Raw genomic sequence first — 22491 nt, forward strand, 5'->3', positions numbered from 1 at the left:
TGAGGCAGGCGAAAGAGAGGGCGGCGACCTCACATGTTGAGAAATAGTAGTCGAAGAAAACCCTGCCTCTGAGCGGGTTTTTTTACACTTCGAATTTCCTGTAGCCAGGACAGCTCTCGGGAAGGCCTGGACGTCGATAGCCGGTAGTACGACGTACGGAAATAACATCGGCAGCCGGCACACTCTCTCACCATGAACCCATAAACCAGAATCTCGCGATCTTTACTTGGACTCTCATTGCTGACTGATTTGTATTGCAGTCTTCCTCTAGTTCCTGGGCAGACCGGGCAGGCCGCTTCTTTAAACTAGGTCGCAAGCCTTCTTGATAAGTGGCAGCAAATTCTGGACTTGCCTCCGATAGCAGTCGGATTGACTTCGCATAGTCGTCCTCAAGGTCTTGAGGGAGCGTTCCACACGCTGCTTTGGTGCGTTCATAGAGGTTCCCCCACATGAAGCCTGATTTGTCTGGGGTATTCAGGTCTGTGAAGGTATCTGCCTCTACAGATGTGCCGGATAGGGTAAGCAAAATCGCAGCCGTTAAGAGTTTCTCGCGCACAGTTACCTAGCCTTCCTTGGTTGTTAATTCTGACCTTATACATCGCGCGCAGCTGTAACGCACATTCAGGACCTCGATATTTAACTGAGAAGGGGGCGCAAAACCTCCCCTGTAGACCGCGTGTTTTCGTTTGCGTAAGCACAAAAATACGGATGATTTGTCATGTTAAAAAATACCTTTTATCCAAATAAAACAGTAAATTAGATGTATAAAGCCTCTAGCATGGGGTGCTAGGGGTCGAGTGTTCGAATCACTCCGTCCCGACCATATTCTTGATCAAGCCCAACCTGAAAAGGTTGGGCTTTTTCATGCCTGCGCAAAACCTCACGGCTCGAAAAACATCAATGGTCGTGGCTCAGTACTACGTCTTCGGTGGAAAAAACTCTCGAAGCCTGTCCCTTTTTTTCACCTCGCCTGTCATTCCAGGCAAGTGAATTAAATCGAGAGCCTCCGCCCATGCCCGCCGCCTCACCCTTGCGCCCGTTGCTGAACTTGAGCCTGATGCTGAGCCTCAGCGCCAGTCCCTTATTCATCCCCGTCAGCTATGCCGAAGACAACGGTGCTCGTCGCAGCTATCAAGTGCCGGCCGGTAGCCTGAGCGCGGCGTTGACTCGGTTTGCCGGGCTTTGCGGTGTCAATTTATCGATCGACCCGGCGCTGGTCAGCGGTCGCAACAGTAATGGCCTGGCGGGTGAATACGGCGTCGAGGAGGGCTTTGCCCGTTTGCTGCAAGGCTCCGGCCTGCAATTGCAGCCGATGGGTGATCAGGCCTACATGCTGGTGCCGGTGCCGGAAGGCAGCAGCCTGCAATTGGCGCCGACGTCTATCGTCGCCACCAATGCGCTCGAGGGCGGCGATACCTACGCCGGAGGCCAGGTGGCGCGCCGGGGTTCGCAAGGCCTGCTCGGCTCGCGGGACTTCATGGAAACGCCGTTCAGCATGACCACCTACACCGAGGAAGCGGTGAAGAACCAGCAGGCGCGCACCCTTGGCGACCTGATCGCCAGCGACCCGTCCGTGCGCGCCACCAACCCGGCCGGTGGGCGTTATGAGCAGTTCACCATTCGCGGCTTCAGCCTGTTCAACAGTGATGTGGCCTACAACGGCCTGTACGGCGTGTTGCCGACGTACACCATCGACATGGAAATGGCCGAGCGCGTCGACATCCTCAAAGGCCCGAGCCAGTTGATCAATGGCATCTCACCGCGCGGCAGCGTCGGTGGCGGCATCAACGTGGTGCCCAAGCGCGCCACCGACAAAGACATCAACTCGTTTACCGGCACCTGGGCCTCCGGCAGCCAGGCGGGTGGGGCGGTGGATGTGGGCCGGCGTTTTGGTGAGGACAACAAATTCGGCATCCGTTTCAACGGCGTGAAACAGTCCGGCGACACCGAGTGGGACCACCAGAGTGTCGACCGCGAGATGGCCGTGCTGGGCCTGGATTTTCGTGGCGAGCGCCTGCGCCTTTCCACTGACTTCGGCCACACCGAACGTGACACCGACGCCCCGCAGGAGCGCGTCCAAGTCGGCCCGAATGCCAGGGTGCCGAGTGCCAACGATGTGCGCCGCAACTACGCGCAATCCTGGAGCAAAGCCAGCACCAACGACACGTTCGGCACCGTAAACGGCGAGTTCGACCTCAGTGACAGCGTGATGCTCTACGGCGGTGTCGGCGCGCGTAAAAGCAATCACGATTTCCTGCGCCACGCGGTGTCCGTCACCAACAACGCCGGGGACTTCAGCGTACAGCCGCGTGATTTCACCCGCGACGAAAACGTGCGCACCGCCACGGCCGGCGTACGCAGCTGGTTCCACACCGGGCCCGTCAGCCATGAACTCAACCTGGCGGCCAGCTACTTCTATATGGACTTTGAAAATGGCGGCGCGCGCTATGCGGCGGCGCCGAGTAACCTCTACAACCCGGTGCAAACGCCAACGCCGTCGCGGCCGACGCGCTTCGACTCCAGGGTCTATACAGAGAATAAGTTCAGCGGTGTGGCACTGTCCGACACCCTGGGTTTCTTCGACGACCGCCTGCTGCTGACCCTTGGCGCGCGCTGGCAGCGGGTGAAGGTGGATGACTGGACCGACAACGTCAAAGGCGACACCGCCTACAATGAGGAGAAAATCTCGCCATCGGGCGGCATCCTCTTCAAAGCCACCGACACGTTGTCGCTGTATGCCAACTACATGGAAGGCTTGAGCCAGGGCAAAATCGCGCCTTCCACGTCGATCAACGAAGATGAAATCTTCCCGCCCTTTATCAGCCGTCAGGTCGAAGTGGGCGCCAAATATGACGCCGGCGCCTTTGCCGTCACCGCCGCCGTGTTCCGTATCAAGCAGCCAGCCTATGAAACCAACGCCACCACGCGGGTGTTCGGGCCCAATGGCAAACGTCAGAACGACGGGGTGGAGCTGAGTGTGTTCGGCGAACCGCTCAAGGGCTTCCGCCTGCTCGGCGGCGTGATGTACATCGACAGCGAACTGACCCATACCACCAACGGCACCTACGACGGCAACCGCGCACCGGCCACGCCCAAGTACAACGTCAACCTGGGCGCCGAGTGGGACGTGCCGACGCTGGAAGGCTTGACCCTGACCAGCCGCGGTATCTACTCCAGCTCGCAGTACCTGGATCAGTCCAACGTCAAGCAAATCGACGCCTGGAACCGTATCGACGTCGGCGCACGCTACGCCTTCAAAGTCGACGACAAGCACATCACCCTGCGCGCCAATGTCGAGAACGTCGCCGATAAACGCTACTGGAGCTCGGCCGGGGCCTCGGATGACAGCGAACCGGGGTTGACCCTGTCAACGCCGCGCACCTACCTGCTTTCAGCCACCGTCGATTTCTAGCGCCTGTTGTTGATCGGCTTTTTGTGGCGAGGGAGCTTGCTCCCGCTGGGCTGCGCAGCAGCCCCAATCCAGGCAATCGAGCGCGCCCTGAAAGACCCCGGTGACTGTATCGGGGCTGCTACGCACCCCAACGCGGGGCAAGCCCGCTCGCCACAAGAAAGCTACTTGCCACAGCAACCGCTGTAAATGAACACAGCGTTAATAAGAATGTTTTTTGATTGCATCGCCCCGATATGGAATAGTACCCGCCGTTTTCCCCAGCCTGTCTAGCCGGGGTGTTCCAACGCCGAGGTCCTTGTCATGCGAATGCTGCGCTCCATCCCGACCCTTGCCGCCTGCCTCCTGGCATTTTCTTCAAGCGTACTAAGCGCTGCTCCTATCGACCTGAATGACGGCCAGCATGCGGTGCACTTGCCGGATGCGCCCAAGCGCGTGGTCGTGCTGGAGTTCTCCTTTCTCGACAGCCTTGCCGCCGTGGACGTAACCCCGGTCGGCGCCGCCGACGATGGCGACGCCAACCGTGTACTGCCGCGAGTACGCCAGGCCATCGGCGAATGGAAATCCGTGGGCCTGCGCTCACAACCGAGCATCGAGGAAATCGCCCGGCTCAAGCCGGACCTGATCGTCGCCGACCTCAATCGCCACCAGGCCTTGTACGGCGACCTGTCGAGCATCGCGCCCACCTTGCTGTTGCCGTCACGCGGCGAGGATTACCAGGGCAGCCTCAAATCCGCCGAGCTGATCGGCAAGGCCCTGGGCAAAAGCCCGCAGATGGAGGCACGTATCGCGCAGAACCGCGAACACTTGCAGGCGATTGCCAAGCAGATTCCGACGGGCGCCAGCGTGTTGTTCGGCGTCGCGCGCGAAGACAGTTTTTCCGTACACGGCCCGGACTCCTACGCCGGCAGCGTGCTCGAAGCCATCGGCTTGAAAGTGCCGTCGGTACGCGCCAAGGCCGCGCCCACCGAATTCGTCAGCCTGGAACAACTGCTCGCGCTGGACCCGGGCTGGTTGCTGGTGGGGCATTACCGCCGCCCGAGCATCGTCGACACCTGGAGCAAGCAGCCGCTGTGGCAGGTGCTCGGTGCGGTGCGCAACCACCACGTAGCTGAAGTCGACGGCGACAGCTGGGCGCGCAACCGTGGCGTATTGGCCTCGGAGCAAATCGCTGAAGACGCCCTGGCCATTCTCAAGGGCGGCAAAGCCGTACTGAGCCAATAAGCATGCGGGGCAGTCTTGCGGCGGCAAGCATTGTGCTGCTGGGCGCCGTGTTGTTCTGGCTCTCGTTGTACAGCTGGTCACCGTTCACTATCACGGCAACCGATGCCTGGAATGGCCTGGTTCACCAGGGCAGCGTAGGCGGCAACATGGCCTATATCGTCGCCCAGTTGCGGGTGCCGCGTGCGGTGTGCGCGGCGTTGGTCGGTGCCTGCCTGGGCTTGGCCGGGGCGTTGATGCAGGGCATTACCCGTAACCGCCTGGCATCGCCGTCGCTGTTTGGCGTGACGGCGGGCGCGGCGTTGGGCTTGGCTTTGTTCTCGACCGGCCTGGTCGCGCCGCCCTTTGCCGGTGGCGCATTGCTGATGACCTGCGTGGGTGGCGCATTGGCCTGGGTCACCGTGTTCAGCCTTGGCGGCGCGTGGTCGCCGACCACCGCCCAAGGTCGACTGGTATTGGCCGGCGTGGCCGTTGCCGCCTTGTGCGCAGCATTGACCCGGCTCACGGTGATTCTGGTCGAAGCCCAGGCCCAAAGCGTGCTGAACTGGCTGGCCGGTTCCCTGGCCAATGTCGGCGCAGCCCAGGTGCAATTGCTCTGGCCGTGCACCTTGATCGGTGGCCTGTGGGCGCTGTGGTGCGCGCCGTGCCTGAACCTGATCAACCTCGGCGAAGACGCCGCCCGCTCGTTGGGCGTGGGCATTGCCAGCCTGCGCCTGCAGGTGTTTATCGCCAGTCTGCTGCTGGTGGGCGCGAGTGTCTGCGCGGTCGGCCCCATCGGGTTTGTCGGGCTGATCGCACCGAACATCCTTCGGCAGTTTCTTGGCAATGACTACCGCTGGCTGATCCCGCTGAGCGCGGCATTGGGCGCGGTGATCGTGCTGGGCGCCGACTTGCTGAGCCGCGCCGTGGCCTTTCCGGTGGAAACCCCGGCCGGTGTGGTCACCGCACTGATCGGCGCACCGTTCTTTCTCTTTCTCGCCAGGCGCGCGTTATGACTCAGCCACGATTACGCCTATGGCTGCTGCTCGGTTTGCTGCTGGTTGCAACCTTCGTCAGTCTCAGCGCCGGCACGCTGTGGCTCACGCCGGATACGGTGCTGGAGCGCCTGCTGGCCCACAACGCCCTCGACTTCGAAGTCTGGAACCACCGCTTGCCACGCAGCCTCATTGCGATCCTCGCCGGCTGCGCGTTCGGCCTTGCCGGGGCGATTGTCCAAGGTGTGATTCGCAACCCTTTGGCCTCGCCGGAAATTCTCGGCGTTACTCAAGGCGCAGGGTTGGCGCTGACTGTGGCGATCATCAGTTGGCCGCACCTGCCGATTGCCTGGCTGCCACTGGTGGCGTGCCTGGGCGGTGCCGGTGGCGCCTTGCTGCTGGCGCTGTATAACACCGGCGTGAGTTTTTCCGGGGTGCGGTTTGCGCTGTCGGGTGTGGCGATTGCGGTGACCTTGTCCAGCGTCACCGAGTTTCTGATCCTGTCCCATCCGCTGGACATCAACACCGCCTTGCTCGCCCTGACCGGCAGTTTGTGGAGCCGTAACTGGCACCATGTCGCGCTGGTGCTGCCGTTTCTGTTGCTGATCCCGCTGGGCCTGTGCCTGGCCAAACCGCTGAACCTGATCGCCCTCGGCGACGAGGCCGCCCACAGCCTGGGCACCGCGCTGAGCCGCACGCGCTGGTTGGCGATGGCCTGCGCGGTGGTGCTCACCAGCCTCGGCGTCGGGGTGATCGGGCCGATTGGCTTTATCGGCCTGGTCGCGCCGCACATGGCGCGGCGGCTGGTCGGCGGGCATCACCAGTACCTGCTGCCGGCGGCGATGCTGATCGGCGCGCTGTTGCTGGTGCTGGCCGATACCCTCGGGCGCACGTTGATCGCGCCCAGCGAAATACCTGCAGGGGTTCTGACGGCGGTGATTGGCGCGCCGTATTTTCTTTGGTTGCTGGCACGGTTCAAGGGCTGATGACATGAGCATTCTAAACGCACATCAACTCGACATCGGCTACGGCGCCACGCGCATCGTGCAAGGCTTGTCGTTTGCGCCGCCCGCAGGCAAGGTCACTGCGTTGATCGGGCCGAACGGTTGCGGCAAGTCCACCTTGCTCAAGGCCTTCGCGCGCATCCTCAAGCCGACCCAGGGCGCATTGACCCTGGATGGCCATGCCTACGCCAGCCTGTCCGCGCGCGAACTGGCGCGGCAGATCGCGTTTCTGCCCCAGGTGTTGCCAGTGCCGGAAGGCGTCAGCGTGCGCCAATTGGTCGCCTATGGCCGCAGCCCGCATAACTCGCTGTGGGGGCGCCTGAGCGGCAACGACCAGGCCCACGTGACCCAAGCCATGCAGCGCCTGGAACTGGACACCCTGGCCGACCGTGCCTTGGCGGACCTGTCCGGTGGCCAGCGCCAACGCGCCTGGCTGGCCATGGTGCTGGCGCAGAACGCGCCGGTGGTACTGCTCGACGAACCCACCACCTACCTCGACATCAGCCACCAGGTCGAACTGCTCGACCTGATGGGCGAGCTTGCCGCCGAAGGCAAGACCGTGATCACCGTGCTGCACGACATCAACCAGGCCTGCCGCTACGCCGACCACCTGGCGGTGATGCACGCCGGCAAGCTGGTCGCCGACGGCGCGCCTGCCCAAGTGATCAACGCCGAACTGATGCGCCAGGTGTTTGATGTGCAAGTGCAGATCATGCAGGAACCGGTAGCCGGCACGCCGATGTGCCTGGTAGAGAAAAGCACCCGACCTCACGCCTGACGCCATTCAAAATGTGGGCGCTGGCTTGCCCGCGTTCAGCCCGCTATTGATCGCCATACCCTGTATGACTTGATGTGAAATGCAGGCAAAAATGTGGGAGCGGGCTTGCTCGCGAAGAGGGCGTGTCAGTTAATGCATCCTGTGACTGACACACCGCTTTCGCGAGCAAGCCCGCTCCCACACTTTTGATCTCAGTGGGTTTCAACACTCCACACGGCCTTCTTGACCTCAATCGCCTTGGGCCAACAGCGCCAATAACAATGCCGGGATTTTCATGCCTGCACCGCCTTGAAACGATTCTCCGGGCGCGCCAGACCAAGGTTTTCGCGGAGCGTGCGGCCGCTGTATTCGGTCCGAAACAGACCGCGCCGCTGCAGCTCGGGCACCACCCACTGGGCGAAGTCTTCAAGCCCGCCCGGCAAATGCGGCACCAGAATATTGAAGCCATCGGCGGCGCCATTTTCAAACCAGCGTTGCAGCTCATCGGCAATCTGCGTGGGCGTGCCGATCAGGCTGTAATGCCCGCGACCACCAGCAATCCGCCGCCCCAGCTGCGCCAGCGTCAGGTGCTCTGCGCTCGCCAATTCGCTGAGCAATTGCTGACGGCTGCGTTGCCCGCTGTCGGTCAACGGCAACTGCGGCAGCGGCCCGTCCAGCGGGTAGCCGGACAGGTCGAAATTGCCCAGCATGCGCCCCAGCAAGGCAACGCCCACCTCGGGCTCGACCAGGTCCTGAAACACCTCGAATTTCGCCCGCGCCTCAGCCTCGGTTTGCCCCACCACCACAAACACGCCGGGCATGATTTTCAGCGAGTCGGCCTCGCGCCCATAGCGGCGCAGCCGTCCCTTAAGGTCGGCATAAAATGCCTGCGCATTGGCCAGCGATGTCTGCGCAGTAAACACCACCTCGGCCGTCTGCGCGGCCAGCTCGCGGCCGGCTTCGGAAGAGCCCGCCTGCACGATCACCGGCTGGCCTTGGGGCGAGCGCGCCACATTCAGCGGGCCTTTGACCCGAAAGTGTTCGCCGACGTGATCGAGTACATGCCGCTTCGCTGGGTCGTAGTAGCGGCCGCTGGCCTTGTCGCGCACAAAGGCGTCGTCTTCCCAACTGTCCCAAAGCCCGGTCACCACTTGATGAAACTCCCGCGCCCGGCTGTAGCGCTCGCCATGGCCGAGGTGTTCATCTCGGCCGAAATTCTGCGCCTCGGCAGCATTGTCCGAGGTCACCAGGTTCCAGCCCGCGCGCCCGCCGGACAGGTGATCCAGCGAGGCAAATTTGCGCGCCACATGATACGGCTCGTTGTAGGAGGTGGTCGCCGTCGCAATCAGGCCGATGTGGTCAGTCACCGCGCTGAGCGCCGAGAGCAATGTCAGCGGTTCAAAATGATCCGAACGCGCCATTTGGCTGGCGATCTCACCCGTGGCGGCCGCAATGCTGTCGGCCACGAACAGCGCGTCGAACCTGGCCGCCTCGGCGATCTGCGCCAGGCGCTTGTACTGGGCGAAATCCAGCCCGGCATTCGCCGGTACATCCGCGTGGCGCCAGGCGGCGACGTGGTGCCCGGTGGCCATGAGAAAGGCGCCGAGTGTCAGGTGACGGCTCATGCTTAGAAATCCTTGCGCAGTTGCACGCCGAAGTAACGCTCATCGTCACGAGGCACGGCGCGGTAGATGTAGTTGCCACCGCTGGCCAGCAGTGGCGAATAGGACTTGTCGGCGAGGTTCTTCGCCAGCAGCGCCACGCGCCAGCCATTGCTGTAATCGGCCAGGGCTACGCTGGCGTTCCAGATGCCATAGGCGCCTTGTTTGGTGTCGACGTTCTGGCTGATGTCGTACTGCACTTCGCTTTGCCAGCTGTAGTCGGTGCCCAATTCGATATCCAGGCCGTTATCCAGTGGGATGCTGTAATCGGCGCGCACGTAGCTTTTCCAGTCGGGGCTGAACGGCAGCGGTTTGCCATTCACGTTGCATGTAGCCGCCGCACCGGCCGGGCAGGCGAATTCATCGATGCGCGCATGGGTGTAAGCCAGAGCGCCGGAAAGCTTGAGTTGCTGGGTGGCCTGCAGGGCGTAATCCAGCTCGACGCCTTCGGTGCTGACGCTGCCGGCGTTGATCAGGCGCGTCACCACCTGGCCGGCGACGGTGTCGAAAAAATTGGCCTGGTAGTTGTCGTACTCGCTGTGGAACACCGCGAGGTTGGTGGTCAGGCGATTGTTCCAACTGGTGGCCTTGATCCCGGCTTCCCAGGTGTTGGAGGTTTCCGGTTTGAGCGCGTCGGTGTCACGTGGCTGCATGTTGAAAAACACGTTGTACGCCGGGCCCTTGTAGCCACGTGAATAAGTCAGGTAGCTGGTGACGCTGTCGCTGATGTCGTATTGCACGCCGAGCCGCCCGGACCAGCCGTCCTCGTCCACCGAACCAGAGCTGCTGGTGGCCGGCTGAATGCCGCTGACCGTGGTCGCGGAGGTGGAGACGCGGCGGTGATCGTATTTCAAGTCGTCGTGGGTATACCGCAGGCCGGCGATGCCGCGAAAACGTGAGGTGAAGTTCAGCGTGGTTTCGCCGAATGCCGCGTAGCTGTCGCTGGTGGTGCTGTAGTCGGCGATGCCACGGTCGGTGCGTGTGGTGGTCGTGAGTGTGCGCTGGTAGGTCTCTTTGTCCTTGCCGTGCATGTAGAACAGGCCGCCGACGTACTCCAGGAACTCACCCTTGGGCGAGGCCAGGCGCAGTTCCTGGGAATATTGATCGAAGGCCAGATCGCCCTTGTCGGCGGTGCCGGGGAACGCGGCGGTGACGGTGCCGAGGCGGTCGCCGTCCTGGTACTGGGTGTTGTCCCAGCCGCGCCAGGCAGTGATCGAGGTCAGGGTGTAGTCGCCCAGGTTCCAGTCCAACTGCGCCGACAGCCCCTTGTTGGTGTCTTCGACATGGCTGCGGGTGTCGGTGTTGATATCGCGGTTGTCGCTGGACGCACGCACCGGGCTCAGCGCGTTGGCAAACGCAGGCGTCAGCGACTTGCTCACCACACCGTTCGGGCCGTCGTCGTGGGCCTGCATATAGTCGGCGATCAGGGTCAGTTTCACCTCGTCGTTGGGGGTGAATTCCAGCTTGCCGCGAATGCCCTTGTGGTTGTAGCCGTTGACCTCCTGGCCGTTGTTTTTGTTATCCACATTACCGTCGTAACTGCCGAACAGCGTGCTGATCGAGCCCTTGAGCACATCCGGCACCAGGCTGCCGCCAATGCCGAAACGCGTGCGGCTTTCATTGCCGCTGTAGTACGACTGGTCGATATAGCCGTGGGTCTCGGCAGTCGGCGCCTTACTGGTGATATTCAGCACACCGGCCGAGGCGTTCTTGCCGAACAACGTACCTTGCGGGCCGCGCAGCACTTCGATGCGCTCCAGGTCCAGCAGGTCGAGGGTGGCCTGGCCTGGGCGCGCATAGACCACGCCGTCGATCACCGTGGCCACGGTCGGCTCCACGCCGGGGGAGGTGGAAATGGTGCCCACGCCGCGCACGAACAACGAGGTGTCTTTGTTCGATGCGCCGGTACGAAAGTTCAGCGACGGCACTTGCTGCACGATGCTCGCCACGCCGTTGCGGTTGTCGCGCTCGAGCTGTTCGCCGTCGAGTACCGAAACCGCCACCGGGACTTTTTGCAGCGACTCTTCGCGCCGGGTCGCCGTGACCGTCACGGACTTGAGCGTGGGTTCCTGTTCGTCGGCGGCAAATACGCCCGGCACCGGAAGTGCGGTCAGGCCGGCAAGAATCAATAAGTGAGTGTGACGTGGAAAATTGCGCATGCTGTGCCCGCTCGAAAAAATGCCCTGAACCGCTGCGGTTCTGCGACCGTCAGCGCCTGTGTCGTGTCTTGGGCATTCGCTCGAGCGAGTAGCAGACAAAGCGCTTTGTTAGCGCTAACATCGGCATTATTGGTAGGTCTGGTTTAGAGCGTCAAATACTAAAAAATTAGTCCTATATTCCTTTTGGTGTTTAACAGGATCGTCCCTTGAGCGAAGAAAAACCGCGCAAACGCCGTGGCGCCGGGCGCGTCACCCTCAACACCGTGGCGCGCGAAGCCGGGGTGTCGGCGATTACCGTGTCGCGCTACTTCAACCAGCCGGAGCAGGTCTCGCCCGAACGTCGCGAGCGCATTGCCGCGGTGGTGGCCGAGTTGGGTTACGTGCCGAACCTGGTGGCCGGAGGGTTGGCCTCGGCGCGGGGGCGGATCGTGGCGATGGTGATTCCGAATATCTCCGGGCCGATCTTTGCCAACACCATCCAGGGCTTCAGCGACACCCTCAGCCGCCATGGCTATCAGCTGCTGTTGGCCTCCAGCTACTTCAGCGCCGAGCAGGAAGAAAGCGCGGTGCGCGCGTTCCTCGGTTGGTCACCGGCCGCCTTGGTACTAACCAGCCGCTTCCACAGCGCCGGTACGGAAAAGATGATCGCCGAGGCGGACATCCCGGTGGTGGAAACCTGGGATTACGTGCCCGAACGCGAGCCGCTGCAGATTGGCTTCTCCCACTACGACGTGGGTGTCAGCGCCGCACGCTACCTGCATGCCCAGGGCTATCGGCGCATCGCCTTCGTGCAGAACAGCGCCCCGGGCGACTTCAGCGCACTGGAGCGGCGCGACGGTTATGCCGCGACCCTGACCGAATTGGGCCTGCAACCCTGGGTGTTTGCCCCGGATGCCGAGCTCGCGCCTTTCGAAGCCGGCAAGCAGGCGATGCAGGCGCTGATGAGCCACGCCATGCCGCCCGATGCGATCTTCTTCGCCAATGACAACCTGGCCGCCGGTGGTTTGCTGGCGGGGCAGCGCGCCGGGCTGAAGATTCCGCAAGACTGCGCCGTGCTCGGGTTTGGTGATTACCCGTTTGCTGAAATGCTCTTGCCGAGTCTCAGCACGATAAAACCGCCGGCCCTGGAAATAGGTGTATTAGCCGCCACGCGCGTACTTGAAAGTTTGGGGGTGTTGCCGGTTGAAGATGAAGTTGTACGCCTGAATCTTTTGGACTGCCGTTTGATTAAGCGTGAGAGCACTTGAATAACTAGCGAAGTGGCTAATTGCGACTAGTCAAATCCGGCCTGCTGCTGCTAAGGCTTTAAATCAAGGGCTGTACCGGAATTCCGGGACAGCCAGTGGCTATTCATTTCAGTTTGTTTCCCGTTTTCAGGAACTAGATTTACAACTTCCAGTCGATTAACCCAGTTAACTCCGACTGCGGCGTGGCGAACTAATGGCACTGTTATCCCAGTGTTCAGTAGTTCCAAATGGCCATACTTACTCGCAATTAGACACCTCACCTTATGTCGTCACCGCCCATCGATGCCTGCCATCTGCAGATCCCGCACACCGACTCCGTGTGCGCGTGGCTGACGCGGCACGCCGGGCTCAAACCGGTCGACCTGGAGCGCGCCCGGCGCTTGAGCACCGACGGCAGCGACCTGCTTGGCCTGCTCACGCGCCTGGGCCTGGTCTCGGAAATCGAACTGGCCCGTGCCTGGGCTGAGCTGCTCGGCGCGCCGCTGCTGCTGGCAGATGCGGCGCCGCCGTTGCTCGACCCGTTGCCCGCACTCACCGAGCGCTTTATGCGGCACTACCAAGTGGTGCCGATGGGCTGGGCCCAAGGTGGCCTGCGCGTATTGGCGGCCAACCCCGCGCAGCTTTATCCCTTCCAGGCCCTGGCCTACGCCTGCCAGGTGCCGGTGTGGCTGGCCATCGGCCCGCGCACTGAAGTCGACACGCTGATCGAGCGCTATTACGGCCAGGGCCGCTCCGCCATGGGCACCCTGATCGAAAACCTCGATGAGCAGGGCGGCGCGCTGGAAGACATCGAACACCTCAAGGACATGGCTTCCGAGGCGCCGGTGATTCGCCTGGTCAACCTGATCCTGCAGCGCGCAGTGGAACAGCGCGCGTCGGACATCCATATCGAACCCTTCGAAAACCAGCTCAAGGTGCGCTACCGCGTCGACGGCGTGCTGCACGACGCCGAAGCGCCACCGGCCAGTTCGTCGGCGGCAGTCATCTCGCGAGTGAAGATCATGGCGCGCCTGGACATCGCCGAACGGCGCCTGCCGCAGGACGGGCGGATCATGCTGCGTATCCAGGGCAAGGAACTCGATTTGCGCGTGTCCACCGTTCCGACCAGCTTTGGTGAGTCGGTGGTAATGCGCCTGCTCGACCGGCAAACCGTGCAGTTCGACTTCCCGAGCCTGGGCTTCGACGGCCAGCGCCTGGCCGCGTTCCTCGACCTGCTCGAGCGCCCGCACGGCATCCTGCTGGTCACCGGGCCCACCGGCTCGGGCAAAACCACCACGCTCTACACCGCCTTGTCGCGGCTCAACACCGCCGAGCGCAAGATCATCACCGTCGAAGACCCGGTGGAATACCAGCTCGAAGGCATCAACCAGATCCAGGTCAAACCGGCTATCGGCCTGGACTTCGCCGGCGCGCTGCGCTCCATCGTGCGCCAGGACCCGGACGTGATCATGGTCGGCGAAATCCGCGACCTGGAAACCTGCCGTATCGCCATCCAATCCTCACTCACCGGCCACCTCGTGCTCTCCACCCTGCACACCAACAGCGCCGCCGCCAGCATCACGCGGCTGCTGGACATGGGCGTGGAAAGCTACCTGATCGCCTCGACGGTCAGCGGCATTCTCGCCCAGCGCCTGGTGCGACGCCTGGACCCGGCGACGCGCGTGGCGTTTGCAGCGCCAGCGGAGTTGATCGAGGAACATGGCCTGGATCGCTTGACCGACCAGCGCCCGATCATGCTCTACACCGGCAGTTACCACGGCCGCAGTGCAATCACCGAACTACTGGTGATGAACGACGAACTGCGCAGCCTGCTGATGCGCCACGCCGACGCTGCCACGTTGGAACAGGCCGCGCGCCGCGCCGGTTTGCGCACCTTGCATGAAGAGGGTTTGCGCCAGGCGCTGGCGGGCGTTACCTCATTGGAAGAAGTGCTGCGCGTCACCCGTGGAGACGGCGCGTGAGCTTGTTCAAGTACCGCGCGCTGGACAGCCAGGGCGTGGCCCACAACGGCACGCTGCAAGCCCAGGACCAGGCCGCCGCCATTGCCGCGCTGCAGCAACGCGGCTGGCTGCTGTTGCACATCGATACGGCGGCCAGCCCTTTGTTGCGCAACGCGCGCGGGCAGTTGAAGGGCGCGGCGCTGGTGAGTTTTACCCAGCAGATGGCCACCTTGCTGGGCGCCGGCCAGCCGCTGGAGCGCGCGCTGGGCCTGCTGCTCAAGCAGCCCGGCCAACCACAGGTGCGGGCGCTGATCGAGCGCATCCGCGACCACGTCAAGGCAGGCAAGCCGTTATCCGCAGCACTGGAAGAGGAGGGCGACAACTTCTCGCCGCTGTACCTGAGCATGGTGCGCGCCGGTGAGGCCGGTGGCGCCCTGGAAAGCACGTTGCGCCAACTCAGCGACTACCTGGAGCGCAGCCAATTACTGCGCGGTGAAGTGATCAATGCACTGATCTACCCGGCGTTTCTGGTGGTTGGCGTACTTGGCTCGTTGGCGCTGTTGCTCGCGTACGTGGTGCCGCAATTCGTGCCGATTTTCCAGGACTTGGGCGTACCGATCCCGCTGATCACCGAAGTGATTCTCGCACTGGGCCAGTTCCTCGGCGCCTATGGGCTGGTGGTGTTGGCCGTAATGATCGCAGCCAGCTGGATGGCGGCGGTGCGCCTGCGCGACCCGCTGCGTCGGCAGCGATATGACCGCCGCCTGCTCGGCATTCGCGTGATCGGCCCGCTGCTGCAACGGGTTGAAGCGGCGCGCCTGACGCGCACCCTCGGCATCTTGCTCAGCAACGGCGTGGCACTCCTGCCAGCGCTGGTCATCGCCCGCCAGGTCTGCACCAACCGCGCGCTGCAAGCCCAAGTGGCGGACGCGGCGGAGGCAGTCAAAGGCGGCGGCACCCTCGCCAGCGCGTTTGGCGCGCAACCGCTGCTGCCGGATTTGGCCCTGCAAATGATTGAAGTCGGCGAACAGGCCGGTGAACTCGACAGCATGCTGCTCAAGGTCGCCGACGTGTTCGACGTCGAAGCCAAGCGTGGCATCGAGCGCCTGCTCGCCGCGCTGGTGCCGTCCCTGACTGTGGTCATGGCCGTGCTGGTGGCGGTGATCATGCTGGCGATCATGCTGCCGCTGATGAGCCTGACCAGCAATATATGAACCTTCAAGGAGCCACACAGATGAGACGCTTTAATTGCCGATCAGCACGCCGCCAACGCGGTTTCACCCTGCTGGAAATGCTCGCTGTGATCGTGCTGCTGGGCATTGTCGCAACCATCGTGGTGCGCCAGGTCGGCGGCAATGTGGACAAGGGCAAATACGGCGCAGGCAAGGCGCAGCTGGCCGGCCTGAGCATGAAAATCGACAGCTATGCGCTTGACGTCGGCGCGCCGCCCAACAGCCTGCAGCAACTGGTGGACAAGCCCGCCAACGCGTCCAGCTGGGCCGGCCCGTATGCCAAACCCTCGGACCTTAAAGACCCGTTCGGCCACGCGTTCGGCTACCGCTACCCAGGAGAACACGGCGCCTTTGACTTGATTTTCTACGGCCAGGACGGCCAACCGGGTGGCGACGGCTACAGCGCCGACCTGGGCAATTGGGAATAACCGGCGCATGAGCCAGCGCGGCTTCACTCTGCTGGAGATGCTGGTGGTCATCCTGTTGATCGGCGTCGCCGCCGGGTTACTCGGCCTGGGCGTACGCCAAGGTTTGCAGGTGGCCAAAGAGCGCCGCGCGGTCGGGCAACTGGTCGACGCGCTGCGCACCACACGGGCCGGGGCGGTGATCAATGGCGCGGCGGCGCGGACTGAATTTGATCTCAACAAGATGACGTTCCAGGCACCGGGCCGCGCGCAGCAAAGCTGGCCGCCCGAGCTGCACGTCACATTGCACACCGCCGAGCAGTCCGGCTCCGCCATCGAGTTCTACCCCGACGGCAGCTCCACCGGCGGCAACCTGCTGTTGGCCAATGGCGCGCGGCGTTGGCGCATTGACGTCGGCTGGCTGACCGGCAGCGTGCAGTCCAAGGCGCTGCCATGAAGCGCCAGGCGGGGTTTACCCTGCTCGAAATGCTCGCCGCGCTGACCTTGATGGCGGTGTGCAGCACGGTATTGCTTGTGGCTTTCGGCCAAAGCGCACGCTCACTGTCGCAAGTGGCCCATCGCGACCGCCTTACCCATGCGGCGCTGACCGTGCTGGATCAGGAAGCGGCGGGGCCGCTGGCCGAGGGTGTCAGCCAGGGCAATCTGGACGGCATCCACTGGCAACTGACCAGCACCCGGCAACAGGCTCAGGTGTTTCGGCTTGACCTGACCGTCAGCGAAGGGCCGCACCAGGCCCGTTTCAGTACCTTGAAGGCCCGGCTGTGAAGCGCCGCGAGCAGGGCTTCACCTTGCTGGAAATCCTTGTGGTGTTGAGCCTGCTGTCGATGTTGCTGGTGCTGGTGGGCGGCGCATTGCTGGGCGCCAATCGCGCGGTGGCCAAGGCCCAGCGGTATACCGCGAGCCTGGATGAAATGCGCGCCGCGCAGCAGTTTTTGCGCACGGCGATCAGCGAAGCGCTGCCATTGAATGTCACCGAAGACGACAGCCAAACCGAGGGTTTTTTTGTCGGCACACCCGAGCGCTTGCAGTTCGTGGCGACCTTGCCGGGTGTGCTCGGTGGCGGGATTCAGCGGTTCACCCTGCAACGCCGCGAGCAGGCGTTGCAGGTGGCGTTTTCGCAGTTGGAATCCCACACCAATGTCGCCCGCAGTGAGCCGCAAGTACTGCTGAAAAACGTCGGGGATTTACACTTCAGTTATCGCGGCGTCTCGCCCCTCGGCCAAGTCACAGGCTGGATGGGTGAATGGCCGTGGCCGCGGCGACTGCCGTCAGCGGTGCGCATCGCTGCCGCCCTCGACGGCCCTGTGCCTTGGGTCACCCAGGTGATCGCCCTGCGCCTGAACCTTGCCAGCGGAGCGCAAGAAGAATGAAGCGCCAACGCGGCGCGGCCCTGTTGCTGGTGCTGTGGGCACTGGCCTTGCTCAGCGTGTTGCTTGGCGGCCTGGCCGGTTGGGTGCAGCTGGAAAGCCGCCAGGCGCTGTGGCTGCGCCAGCACACCCAGACCGTGCTGGCCGCCGAAGCCGGCATTGCCCTGGCCATGGCCGATCGGCACTGGATCGCCGACGGCCGTGACATACCGCTGACCTTCGACGACGCGCAATTGCACGTCAGCCTGCGCAGCGAGCGCGGCAAGCTGTACCTGATCAACGCCGAGGCGGATGACTTTATGCGCCTGGCCCTGGCCTGTGGCGCCACCCCGGGCCAGGCCGACCAATTGGTCAAAGCGCTTGAGGCGCGCCGCAAGCAGGGCCTGCCGCCGTTTCGGGTGCTGGAAGAAGTGCGCCAATTGCCCGGCATGACGCAGGCGCTGTACAGCCAGTTGCTGCCGGAAATCACCTTGTGGAGTGACCTCGATCGGCCTGATCCGGCCTTCGCCAGCCCACTGATGCGCAAGGCGCTGAACCTGCCGCGCCAGAACGCCGAAGGCGCCGACCCAGGCGTTGTGCTGGTGGTCGACAGCCGCGCACAACGCCCCGGCGGCTATCACGCACGCCTGCAAATCACCGTTTTACTGAGCCCCACGGAGGACAGCGCGCAACCCTACCGGGTGCTGCGTTGGCAAGAATGAATCGACTCGAACCCATCGCCCGGCACTGGCGCGGCAGCCTGCTGCAACAAGGCTGGCGCCTGTGGCTCGCGGAATTGCGCGCCTGTGTGCCGACTTGGCTGGCGCTGCACGAGCCGCCTGAGCAGGTCTATCACTGGCCTTTGACAGCGCCCGTCGCACCCGGCAGCACGCGCCAGGTACTGATGCTCGCGCCCGATGCCGTGCTGCTGCAAACCGTGCAATTGCCGCTGGCCGCTGCACGCAACCTGACCGCCGTGGTCGGTTACGAGCTGGGTCGCTACACGCCTTTCGAGGCGGACCAGCTGTATTTCGTCGCGCGCCAGCAGCAGCGTACGGCCACGCATGTGCAGGTCACACTGGTGGCGATCCTGCGCGAACAGCTGGACCAGATCCTCATCGACTGCGCCGCCCTCGGCGTGCATCCCCATCGCGTGGATGTGAACCACATGGGCATCGACTTGCTCCCCGCGCCCCTGCGCCCGCGTCAACGCCCGACCGGCAAGGGCCTGCAACGCAGCTTGCCGTGGCTGTGCGGCGCCTTGCTGATTGCGGCGATGTTGCTGTGGCTCAACGACCGCCAGCGCGTGCTCGACGCCATGCACGCCAGCGTGCAGCAGCAAAAAGCCCAGGTCGCCGAGGTGCACGCGCTGCGCCAGCAACTGCTCAACACCCGTGGCGCAGCGCAGTATTTAACCCGGCGCAAACTCGCGCAACCGCCCCTGGCCGCATTGCTCAACGACCTCACCACGTGCCTGCCCGCCGACACCTGGCTGGACCAGTTGGACGTCAAGGACGGCGAGATTTCTTTCGCCGGGCAAAGCGCCAAGGCCAGTGCGCTGATCACCCGCATCAAAGGCTGCCACAGCCTGGAAAACGCCCAGTTCGAAGGGGTGATTCAACCCGATGCACGTACCGGCAAGGACCAGTTTGCCCTGCGTGCCCACCTACGCCAGGAGGCCGCCGATGCGCCGACCCCTCACACCCCGTGAACGTCGCGGGGCGGCCTTGCTGTTGCTGGCCGTGGTCGTCGGCGCGGCTTACTGGCTGTTGATCGACAGCTGGTTCGCCGGCCCTTTGCGTGACATGGGCGAGCAGGCCGAGCAATTGCGCGAGCAGCAGCAACGCTACGCCGGCGTGGTGCGCCAGGGCGATGCGCTGCGCCAGCAACTGCTGCTGGCGCAACAAGACCCGGCCAGCAGCACCAGCCTGTTGCCCGGCGATGACCCTGACGTGGTGGCCGCCGACCTGATGCAGCGCCTTGCCGACCTGATTAACAGCCACGCCAACCTGGGCGGTGGCTGCAGCCTGACCCAGCGCAAGCCGATCACCCCGGAACAGGACGAGGGCGAGCCGTATCGCCAGGTCAAGGTCAGCCTCACGCTCGACTGCGCCATCGAGCCTCTGGAGGCGGTGCTGCATGAGCTGGAATACCAGCCGCCGTTTCTGTTTGTGGATGAGCTGCGTATCCGCCGTGGCCAGCAGGCACCGGCCACGGGCGGTGCGGGAAAACTCCAGGTGCACCTGCTGGTGCGCGGCTATCTGCAACCGCAGGTGGCGCGATGATCAGTGCATTGCGCCCCTTGGAATGGGGCTTGCTGAGCCTCGCCGGGTTACTCGGTGTGCTGATGGCGGTCATCCTCAGCAGCCTCGGCGACGAACCGCAGTGGCTGCCCGCACCGGCCACCCGCGCGCAGCCGTCGGCCAGCGTGCACGCAGCACCGAACGTGACGTTGGAAAGCCTCGCCGCCACCTGGCAGGCGCCGCTGTTCAGCCCGGATCGCAGCCCCGATAGCGTGGTCGGCAAAGCCCGGGTCACGGGGCTGGCCAACCTCACCCTGAGCGGCATCATGATCACCGGCAACCTGCAAATGGCCATGCTCAAACAGGCCGATGGTCGCCCCTTGACCGTGCGCCTCGGCCAGACGCTGCCCAACGGCTGGCGCCTGGAACACCTCACGCCGCAATACGCCCGTTTCGCCCTGGACGGCCGCACGCACACCTTGAGCCTCTACGCCAAGCGCCTGCCGCCGCCGTCCACCCGGACCCCGATTACTCTTCCCCGCGAGCCACTCCCTTGATCGACATGCGCACCTCAACGTTTTGCCTGGCCACCGCCCTCGCACTGGGCGGCTGTGGCGTCTTCCCCGATCGCCTCGACCCGGACGACGATCTGCTGCACGAAGCCATGCAGGGCACCGGTTCGCAGCGCCCGCCGAGTGAGGCGCCTGCGCCTGAAAACCCCCAGCCTGCCGCCACATCGGCGCCGCAACGCCAGGTGATTCGTGGCAACCAGCAGTTCGTGCGCCAGCCCGCCGCAGCACCGAGCGCGAAAGAGGCGGGCGGCGACATCGTGTTCAATTTCGCCGACCAGCCCATCGAGGCGGTGATCAACAGCGTGATGGGCGACCTGCTGCACGAAAACTACAGCATCGCCCAGGGCGTGAAGGGCAACGTCAGCTTCTCCACCTCCAAACCGGTGGACAAACAGCAAGCGCTGTCGATTCTGGAAACCCTGTTGTCGTGGACCGACAACGCGATGATCCGCCAGGGCCAGCGCTACGTCATCCTGCCGGCCGACCAGGCAGTGGCGGGCAAGCTGGTGCCGCAGATGCACGTGGCCGCGCCGTCCAGCGGCCTGTCGGCGCGACTGTTTCCACTGCGCTATATCTCCGCCACCGAGATGCAAAAACTGCTCAAGCCGTTTGCCCGCGAGAACGCATTTTTGCTGGTCGACCCGGCGCGCAATATCCTCAGCCTGGCCGGCACCCCGGAGGAACTGGCCAACTATCAGGAGACCATCGACACCTTTGATGTGGACTGGCTCAAGGGCATGTCGGTCGGCGTATTCGGCCTGCAGCGCGCGTCGGTGGCCGAGTTGATGCCCGAGCTGCAAGGCATGTTCGGCCCGGACAGCGGCATGCCGTTGGCCGGGATGCTGCGGTTTTTGCCTATCGAACGGACTAACTCGGTTGTGGCCATTTCTTCACAACCGCAGTACCTCAGCGAAGTCGGTGACTGGATCCGCACCATCGACGAGGGCGGCGGTAATGAGCCGCAAATGTACGTCTATGACGTGCGCAACATGAAAGCCTCGGACCTGGCCAAGTACCTGCGGCAGATCTATGGCAATGAGGCGATCAAGGACGACGCGCCGGCGAAGGTTGCGCCGGGGTTGCGCACTGCTACGTTGTCGTCGCCCAACCACAATTCCGGTGGGTTGCAAGATGCGCCGCCGCCCTCCGATGAACCTGAGCAGGCGCCGGAAGATAGGTCGACCGTGCCGGATAATAGCCTTGAGGCCGGGACGCGTATTACAGCGCAGAAAAGCAGTAACCAACTGCTGGTGCGCACACGTCCGGCGCAGTGGAAAGAGATCGAGGCGGCGATCAAGCGCCTGGATAATCCGCCGCTTCAGGTGCAGATCGAGACGCGCATTCTGGAGGTCAAGCTGACCGGCGAGCTGGACCTTGGGGTGCAGTGGTATCTGGGGCGCCTGGCGGGGAATTCCGGCAGCAAGACGGTGGCGAACGCGTCCGGCAGCCAGGGCGCGTTGGGCAGTGGCGGGGCGGGGTTGGGGGCGTCGGATTCGTTGTTTTATTCGTTTGTCAGCGCCAATTTGCAGGTCGCGTTGCATGCGTTGGAGACCAATGGGCGCACTCAGGTGTTGTCGGCACCGTCGTTGGTGGTGATGAATAATCAGCCCGCGCAGATTCAGGTGGGGGATAACATTCCCATCAGTCAGACCACGGTGAATACCGGGGTTTCGGATACTACGTTGAGCAGTGTTGAGTATGTGCAGACGGGGGTGATTCTGGATGTGGTGCCGCGCATTAATCCGGGGGGGTTGGTGTATATGGATATTCAGCAGCAGGTCAGTGATGCCGAGAACCAAACTGGCACGAGTGATACGCCGGTGAATCCGCGGATCTCGACGCGGTCGGTGTCGACGCAGGTGGCGGTGCAGAGTGGGCAGACTGTTTTATTGGGTGGGTTGATCAAGCAGGACAATGTTGAGAGTGTCAGTGCGGTGCCGTATTTGGGCAAGATTCCGGGGTTGCGGTGGTTGTTTGGCAGCACCAGCAAGTCCAAGGACCGCACTGAATTGATTGTGTTGATTACGCCTCGGGTGATTACCAGCAGCAGCCAGGCGCGGCAGGTGACGGATGATTATCGGCAGCAGATGCAGTTGCTGCGGCCGGCTAGATGAAGTGGAGGAATGAGGTAGGCAATGTGGGAGCTGGCTTGCCTGCGATGGCGGTCTTTGGGCCTATCAGGAGGGTGGATTAGTACGAGTACATATCCATTGCTGCGGTAATGGCGGCTTAGGGTTCCGCTCTTACAGCGGGTCACTTTTTGAGGGACCAAAAAGTAACCAAAAAGTCCTCGCCGGTATG

Annotated in this window: 19 protein-coding genes; 17 read left to right on the forward strand and 2 right to left on the reverse strand. The window is 63.2% G+C overall.

Annotation, left to right across the window (positions count from 1 at the left end; genetic code table 11):
• The first annotated feature begins 1012 nt into the window (after positions 1-1012).
• The 5 genes from HX783_RS16505 (at position 1013) to fecE (ending at position 7386) form a co-directional block, all read left to right on the forward strand.
• Positions 1013-3412, forward strand: a complete 2400-nt coding sequence (locus HX783_RS16505; protein WP_177017562.1) for a TonB-dependent receptor — start codon at positions 1013-1015, stop codon at positions 3410-3412.
• 306 nt (positions 3413-3718) lie between these two features.
• Positions 3719-4633 (forward strand): Fe(3+) dicitrate ABC transporter substrate-binding protein FecB, encoded by a 915-nt coding sequence (locus tag HX783_RS16510; RefSeq protein ID WP_371317692.1) that lies wholly within the window; start codon positions 3719-3721, stop codon positions 4631-4633.
• 2 nt (positions 4634-4635) lie between these two features.
• Positions 4636-5625, forward strand: a complete 990-nt coding sequence (gene fecC, locus HX783_RS16515) for an iron-dicitrate ABC transporter permease FecC (protein ID WP_177017564.1) — start codon at positions 4636-4638, stop codon at positions 5623-5625.
• The gene (locus HX783_RS16520; RefSeq protein WP_159958015.1) at positions 5622-6590 is read left to right on the forward strand and encodes an iron ABC transporter permease; all 969 of its coding nucleotides are present in this window, start codon (positions 5622-5624) and stop codon (positions 6588-6590) included. The genes fecC and HX783_RS16520 overlap by 4 nt, the downstream gene beginning before the upstream one ends.
• Positions 6591-6594: 4 nt before the next feature.
• On the forward strand, positions 6595-7386 hold the full coding sequence (fecE, locus tag HX783_RS16525; protein ID WP_177017565.1) for a Fe(3+) dicitrate ABC transporter ATP-binding protein FecE: 792 nt from the start codon (positions 6595-6597) through the stop codon (positions 7384-7386).
• 272 nt (positions 7387-7658) lie between these two features.
• Here the strand turns inward: fecE and HX783_RS16530 are convergent, their stop codons facing one another.
• Together HX783_RS16530 and HX783_RS16535 are read right to left on the reverse strand one after the other, a co-directional pair.
• A complete protein-coding gene (locus HX783_RS16530) occupies positions 7659-8990 on the reverse strand; it encodes an LLM class flavin-dependent oxidoreductase (protein ID WP_177017566.1) in 1332 nt (443 codons plus the stop codon).
• 2 nt (positions 8991-8992) lie between these two features.
• Complete coding sequence (locus tag HX783_RS16535) at positions 8993-11185, reverse strand: TonB-dependent receptor (RefSeq protein WP_177017567.1); 2193 nt, start codon at positions 11183-11185, stop codon at positions 8993-8995.
• A 206-nt stretch (positions 11186-11391) separates the two neighbouring features.
• On the opposite strand from HX783_RS16535, the gene HX783_RS16540 reads away from it, so the two are divergent.
• The 12 genes from HX783_RS16540 to gspD all read left to right on the forward strand — a co-directional run bounded on the left by HX783_RS16540 (position 11392) and on the right by gspD (position 22304).
• Positions 11392-12432, forward strand: a complete 1041-nt coding sequence (locus tag HX783_RS16540; RefSeq protein ID WP_177017568.1) for a LacI family DNA-binding transcriptional regulator — start codon at positions 11392-11394, stop codon at positions 12430-12432.
• A gap of 263 nt (positions 12433-12695) precedes the next feature.
• Positions 12696-14393 (forward strand): type II secretion system ATPase GspE, encoded by a 1698-nt coding sequence (gspE, locus tag HX783_RS16545; protein WP_177017569.1) that lies wholly within the window; start codon positions 12696-12698, stop codon positions 14391-14393.
• The gene (gene gspF / locus HX783_RS16550) at positions 14390-15586 is read left to right on the forward strand and encodes a type II secretion system inner membrane protein GspF (RefSeq protein ID WP_177017570.1); all 1197 of its coding nucleotides are present in this window, start codon (positions 14390-14392) and stop codon (positions 15584-15586) included. Before gspE ends, gspF begins: the two co-directional genes overlap by 4 nt.
• Before the next feature lie 20 nt (positions 15587-15606).
• The gene (gene gspG, locus HX783_RS16555; protein WP_177017571.1) at positions 15607-16032 is read left to right on the forward strand and encodes a type II secretion system major pseudopilin GspG; all 426 of its coding nucleotides are present in this window, start codon (positions 15607-15609) and stop codon (positions 16030-16032) included.
• 7 nt (positions 16033-16039) lie between these two features.
• On the forward strand, positions 16040-16465 hold the full coding sequence (locus tag HX783_RS16560; protein ID WP_177017572.1) for a prepilin-type N-terminal cleavage/methylation domain-containing protein: 426 nt from the start codon (positions 16040-16042) through the stop codon (positions 16463-16465).
• The gene (locus HX783_RS16565; protein WP_177017573.1) at positions 16462-16794 is read left to right on the forward strand and encodes a type II secretion system protein; all 333 of its coding nucleotides are present in this window, start codon (positions 16462-16464) and stop codon (positions 16792-16794) included. The genes HX783_RS16560 and HX783_RS16565 overlap by 4 nt, the downstream gene beginning before the upstream one ends.
• On the forward strand, positions 16791-17399 hold the full coding sequence (locus tag HX783_RS16570) for a prepilin-type N-terminal cleavage/methylation domain-containing protein (RefSeq protein ID WP_177017574.1): 609 nt from the start codon (positions 16791-16793) through the stop codon (positions 17397-17399). The genes HX783_RS16565 and HX783_RS16570 overlap by 4 nt, the downstream gene beginning before the upstream one ends.
• The gene (locus HX783_RS16575) at positions 17396-18097 is read left to right on the forward strand and encodes a general secretion pathway protein GspK (protein WP_177017575.1); all 702 of its coding nucleotides are present in this window, start codon (positions 17396-17398) and stop codon (positions 18095-18097) included. The genes HX783_RS16570 and HX783_RS16575 overlap by 4 nt, the downstream gene beginning before the upstream one ends.
• On the forward strand, positions 18094-19086 hold the full coding sequence (locus tag HX783_RS16580; RefSeq protein WP_177017576.1) for a PilN domain-containing protein: 993 nt from the start codon (positions 18094-18096) through the stop codon (positions 19084-19086). The genes HX783_RS16575 and HX783_RS16580 overlap by 4 nt, the downstream gene beginning before the upstream one ends.
• On the forward strand, positions 19061-19660 hold the full coding sequence (gene gspM, locus HX783_RS16585; RefSeq protein ID WP_159957989.1) for a type II secretion system protein GspM: 600 nt from the start codon (positions 19061-19063) through the stop codon (positions 19658-19660). The genes HX783_RS16580 and gspM overlap by 26 nt, the downstream gene beginning before the upstream one ends.
• On the forward strand, positions 19657-20175 hold the full coding sequence (locus HX783_RS16590) for a general secretion pathway protein GspN (RefSeq protein ID WP_177017577.1): 519 nt from the start codon (positions 19657-19659) through the stop codon (positions 20173-20175). Before gspM ends, HX783_RS16590 begins: the two co-directional genes overlap by 4 nt.
• A gap of 5 nt (positions 20176-20180) precedes the next feature.
• Positions 20181-22304 carry a type II secretion system secretin GspD gene (gene gspD / locus HX783_RS16595; RefSeq protein WP_177017578.1) on the forward strand — a complete coding sequence of 708 codons (2124 nt, stop codon included), beginning with the start codon at positions 20181-20183 and terminating at the stop codon, positions 22302-22304.
• Positions 22305-22491: the final 187 nt, after the last annotated feature.

Origin of the sequence: Pseudomonas sp. D2002, assembly GCF_013385735.1 — a bacterium.
Taxonomy (GTDB): Bacteria; Pseudomonadota; Gammaproteobacteria; order Pseudomonadales; family Pseudomonadaceae; genus Aquipseudomonas.

Coding starts and splice junctions, on each gene's coding strand:
- HX783_RS16505 (WP_177017562.1), top strand. CDS start 1,013: ATGCCCGCCGCCTCACCCTTGCGCCCGTTGCTGAACTTGAGCCTGATG.
- HX783_RS16510 (WP_371317692.1), top strand. CDS start 3,719: ATGCTGCGCTCCATCCCGACCCTTGCCGCCTGCCTCCTGGCATTTTCT.
- fecC (WP_177017564.1), top strand. CDS start 4,636: ATGCGGGGCAGTCTTGCGGCGGCAAGCATTGTGCTGCTGGGCGCCGTG.
- HX783_RS16520 (WP_159958015.1), top strand. CDS start 5,622: ATGACTCAGCCACGATTACGCCTATGGCTGCTGCTCGGTTTGCTGCTG.
- fecE (WP_177017565.1), top strand. CDS start 6,595: ATGAGCATTCTAAACGCACATCAACTCGACATCGGCTACGGCGCCACG.
- HX783_RS16530 (WP_177017566.1), bottom strand. CDS start 8,990: ATGAGCCGTCACCTGACACTCGGCGCCTTTCTCATGGCCACCGGGCAC.
- HX783_RS16535 (WP_177017567.1), bottom strand. CDS start 11,185: ATGCGCAATTTTCCACGTCACACTCACTTATTGATTCTTGCCGGCCTG.
- gspE (WP_177017569.1), top strand. CDS start 12,696: ATGTCGTCACCGCCCATCGATGCCTGCCATCTGCAGATCCCGCACACC.
- gspG (WP_177017571.1), top strand. CDS start 15,607: ATGAGACGCTTTAATTGCCGATCAGCACGCCGCCAACGCGGTTTCACC.
- HX783_RS16560 (WP_177017572.1), top strand. CDS start 16,040: ATGAGCCAGCGCGGCTTCACTCTGCTGGAGATGCTGGTGGTCATCCTG.
- HX783_RS16565 (WP_177017573.1), top strand. CDS start 16,462: ATGAAGCGCCAGGCGGGGTTTACCCTGCTCGAAATGCTCGCCGCGCTG.
- HX783_RS16575 (WP_177017575.1), top strand. CDS start 17,396: ATGAAGCGCCAACGCGGCGCGGCCCTGTTGCTGGTGCTGTGGGCACTG.
- HX783_RS16580 (WP_177017576.1), top strand. CDS start 18,094: ATGAATCGACTCGAACCCATCGCCCGGCACTGGCGCGGCAGCCTGCTG.
- gspM (WP_159957989.1), top strand. CDS start 19,061: ATGCGCCGACCCCTCACACCCCGTGAACGTCGCGGGGCGGCCTTGCTG.
- HX783_RS16590 (WP_177017577.1), top strand. CDS start 19,657: ATGATCAGTGCATTGCGCCCCTTGGAATGGGGCTTGCTGAGCCTCGCC.
- gspD (WP_177017578.1), top strand. CDS start 20,181: ATGCGCACCTCAACGTTTTGCCTGGCCACCGCCCTCGCACTGGGCGGC.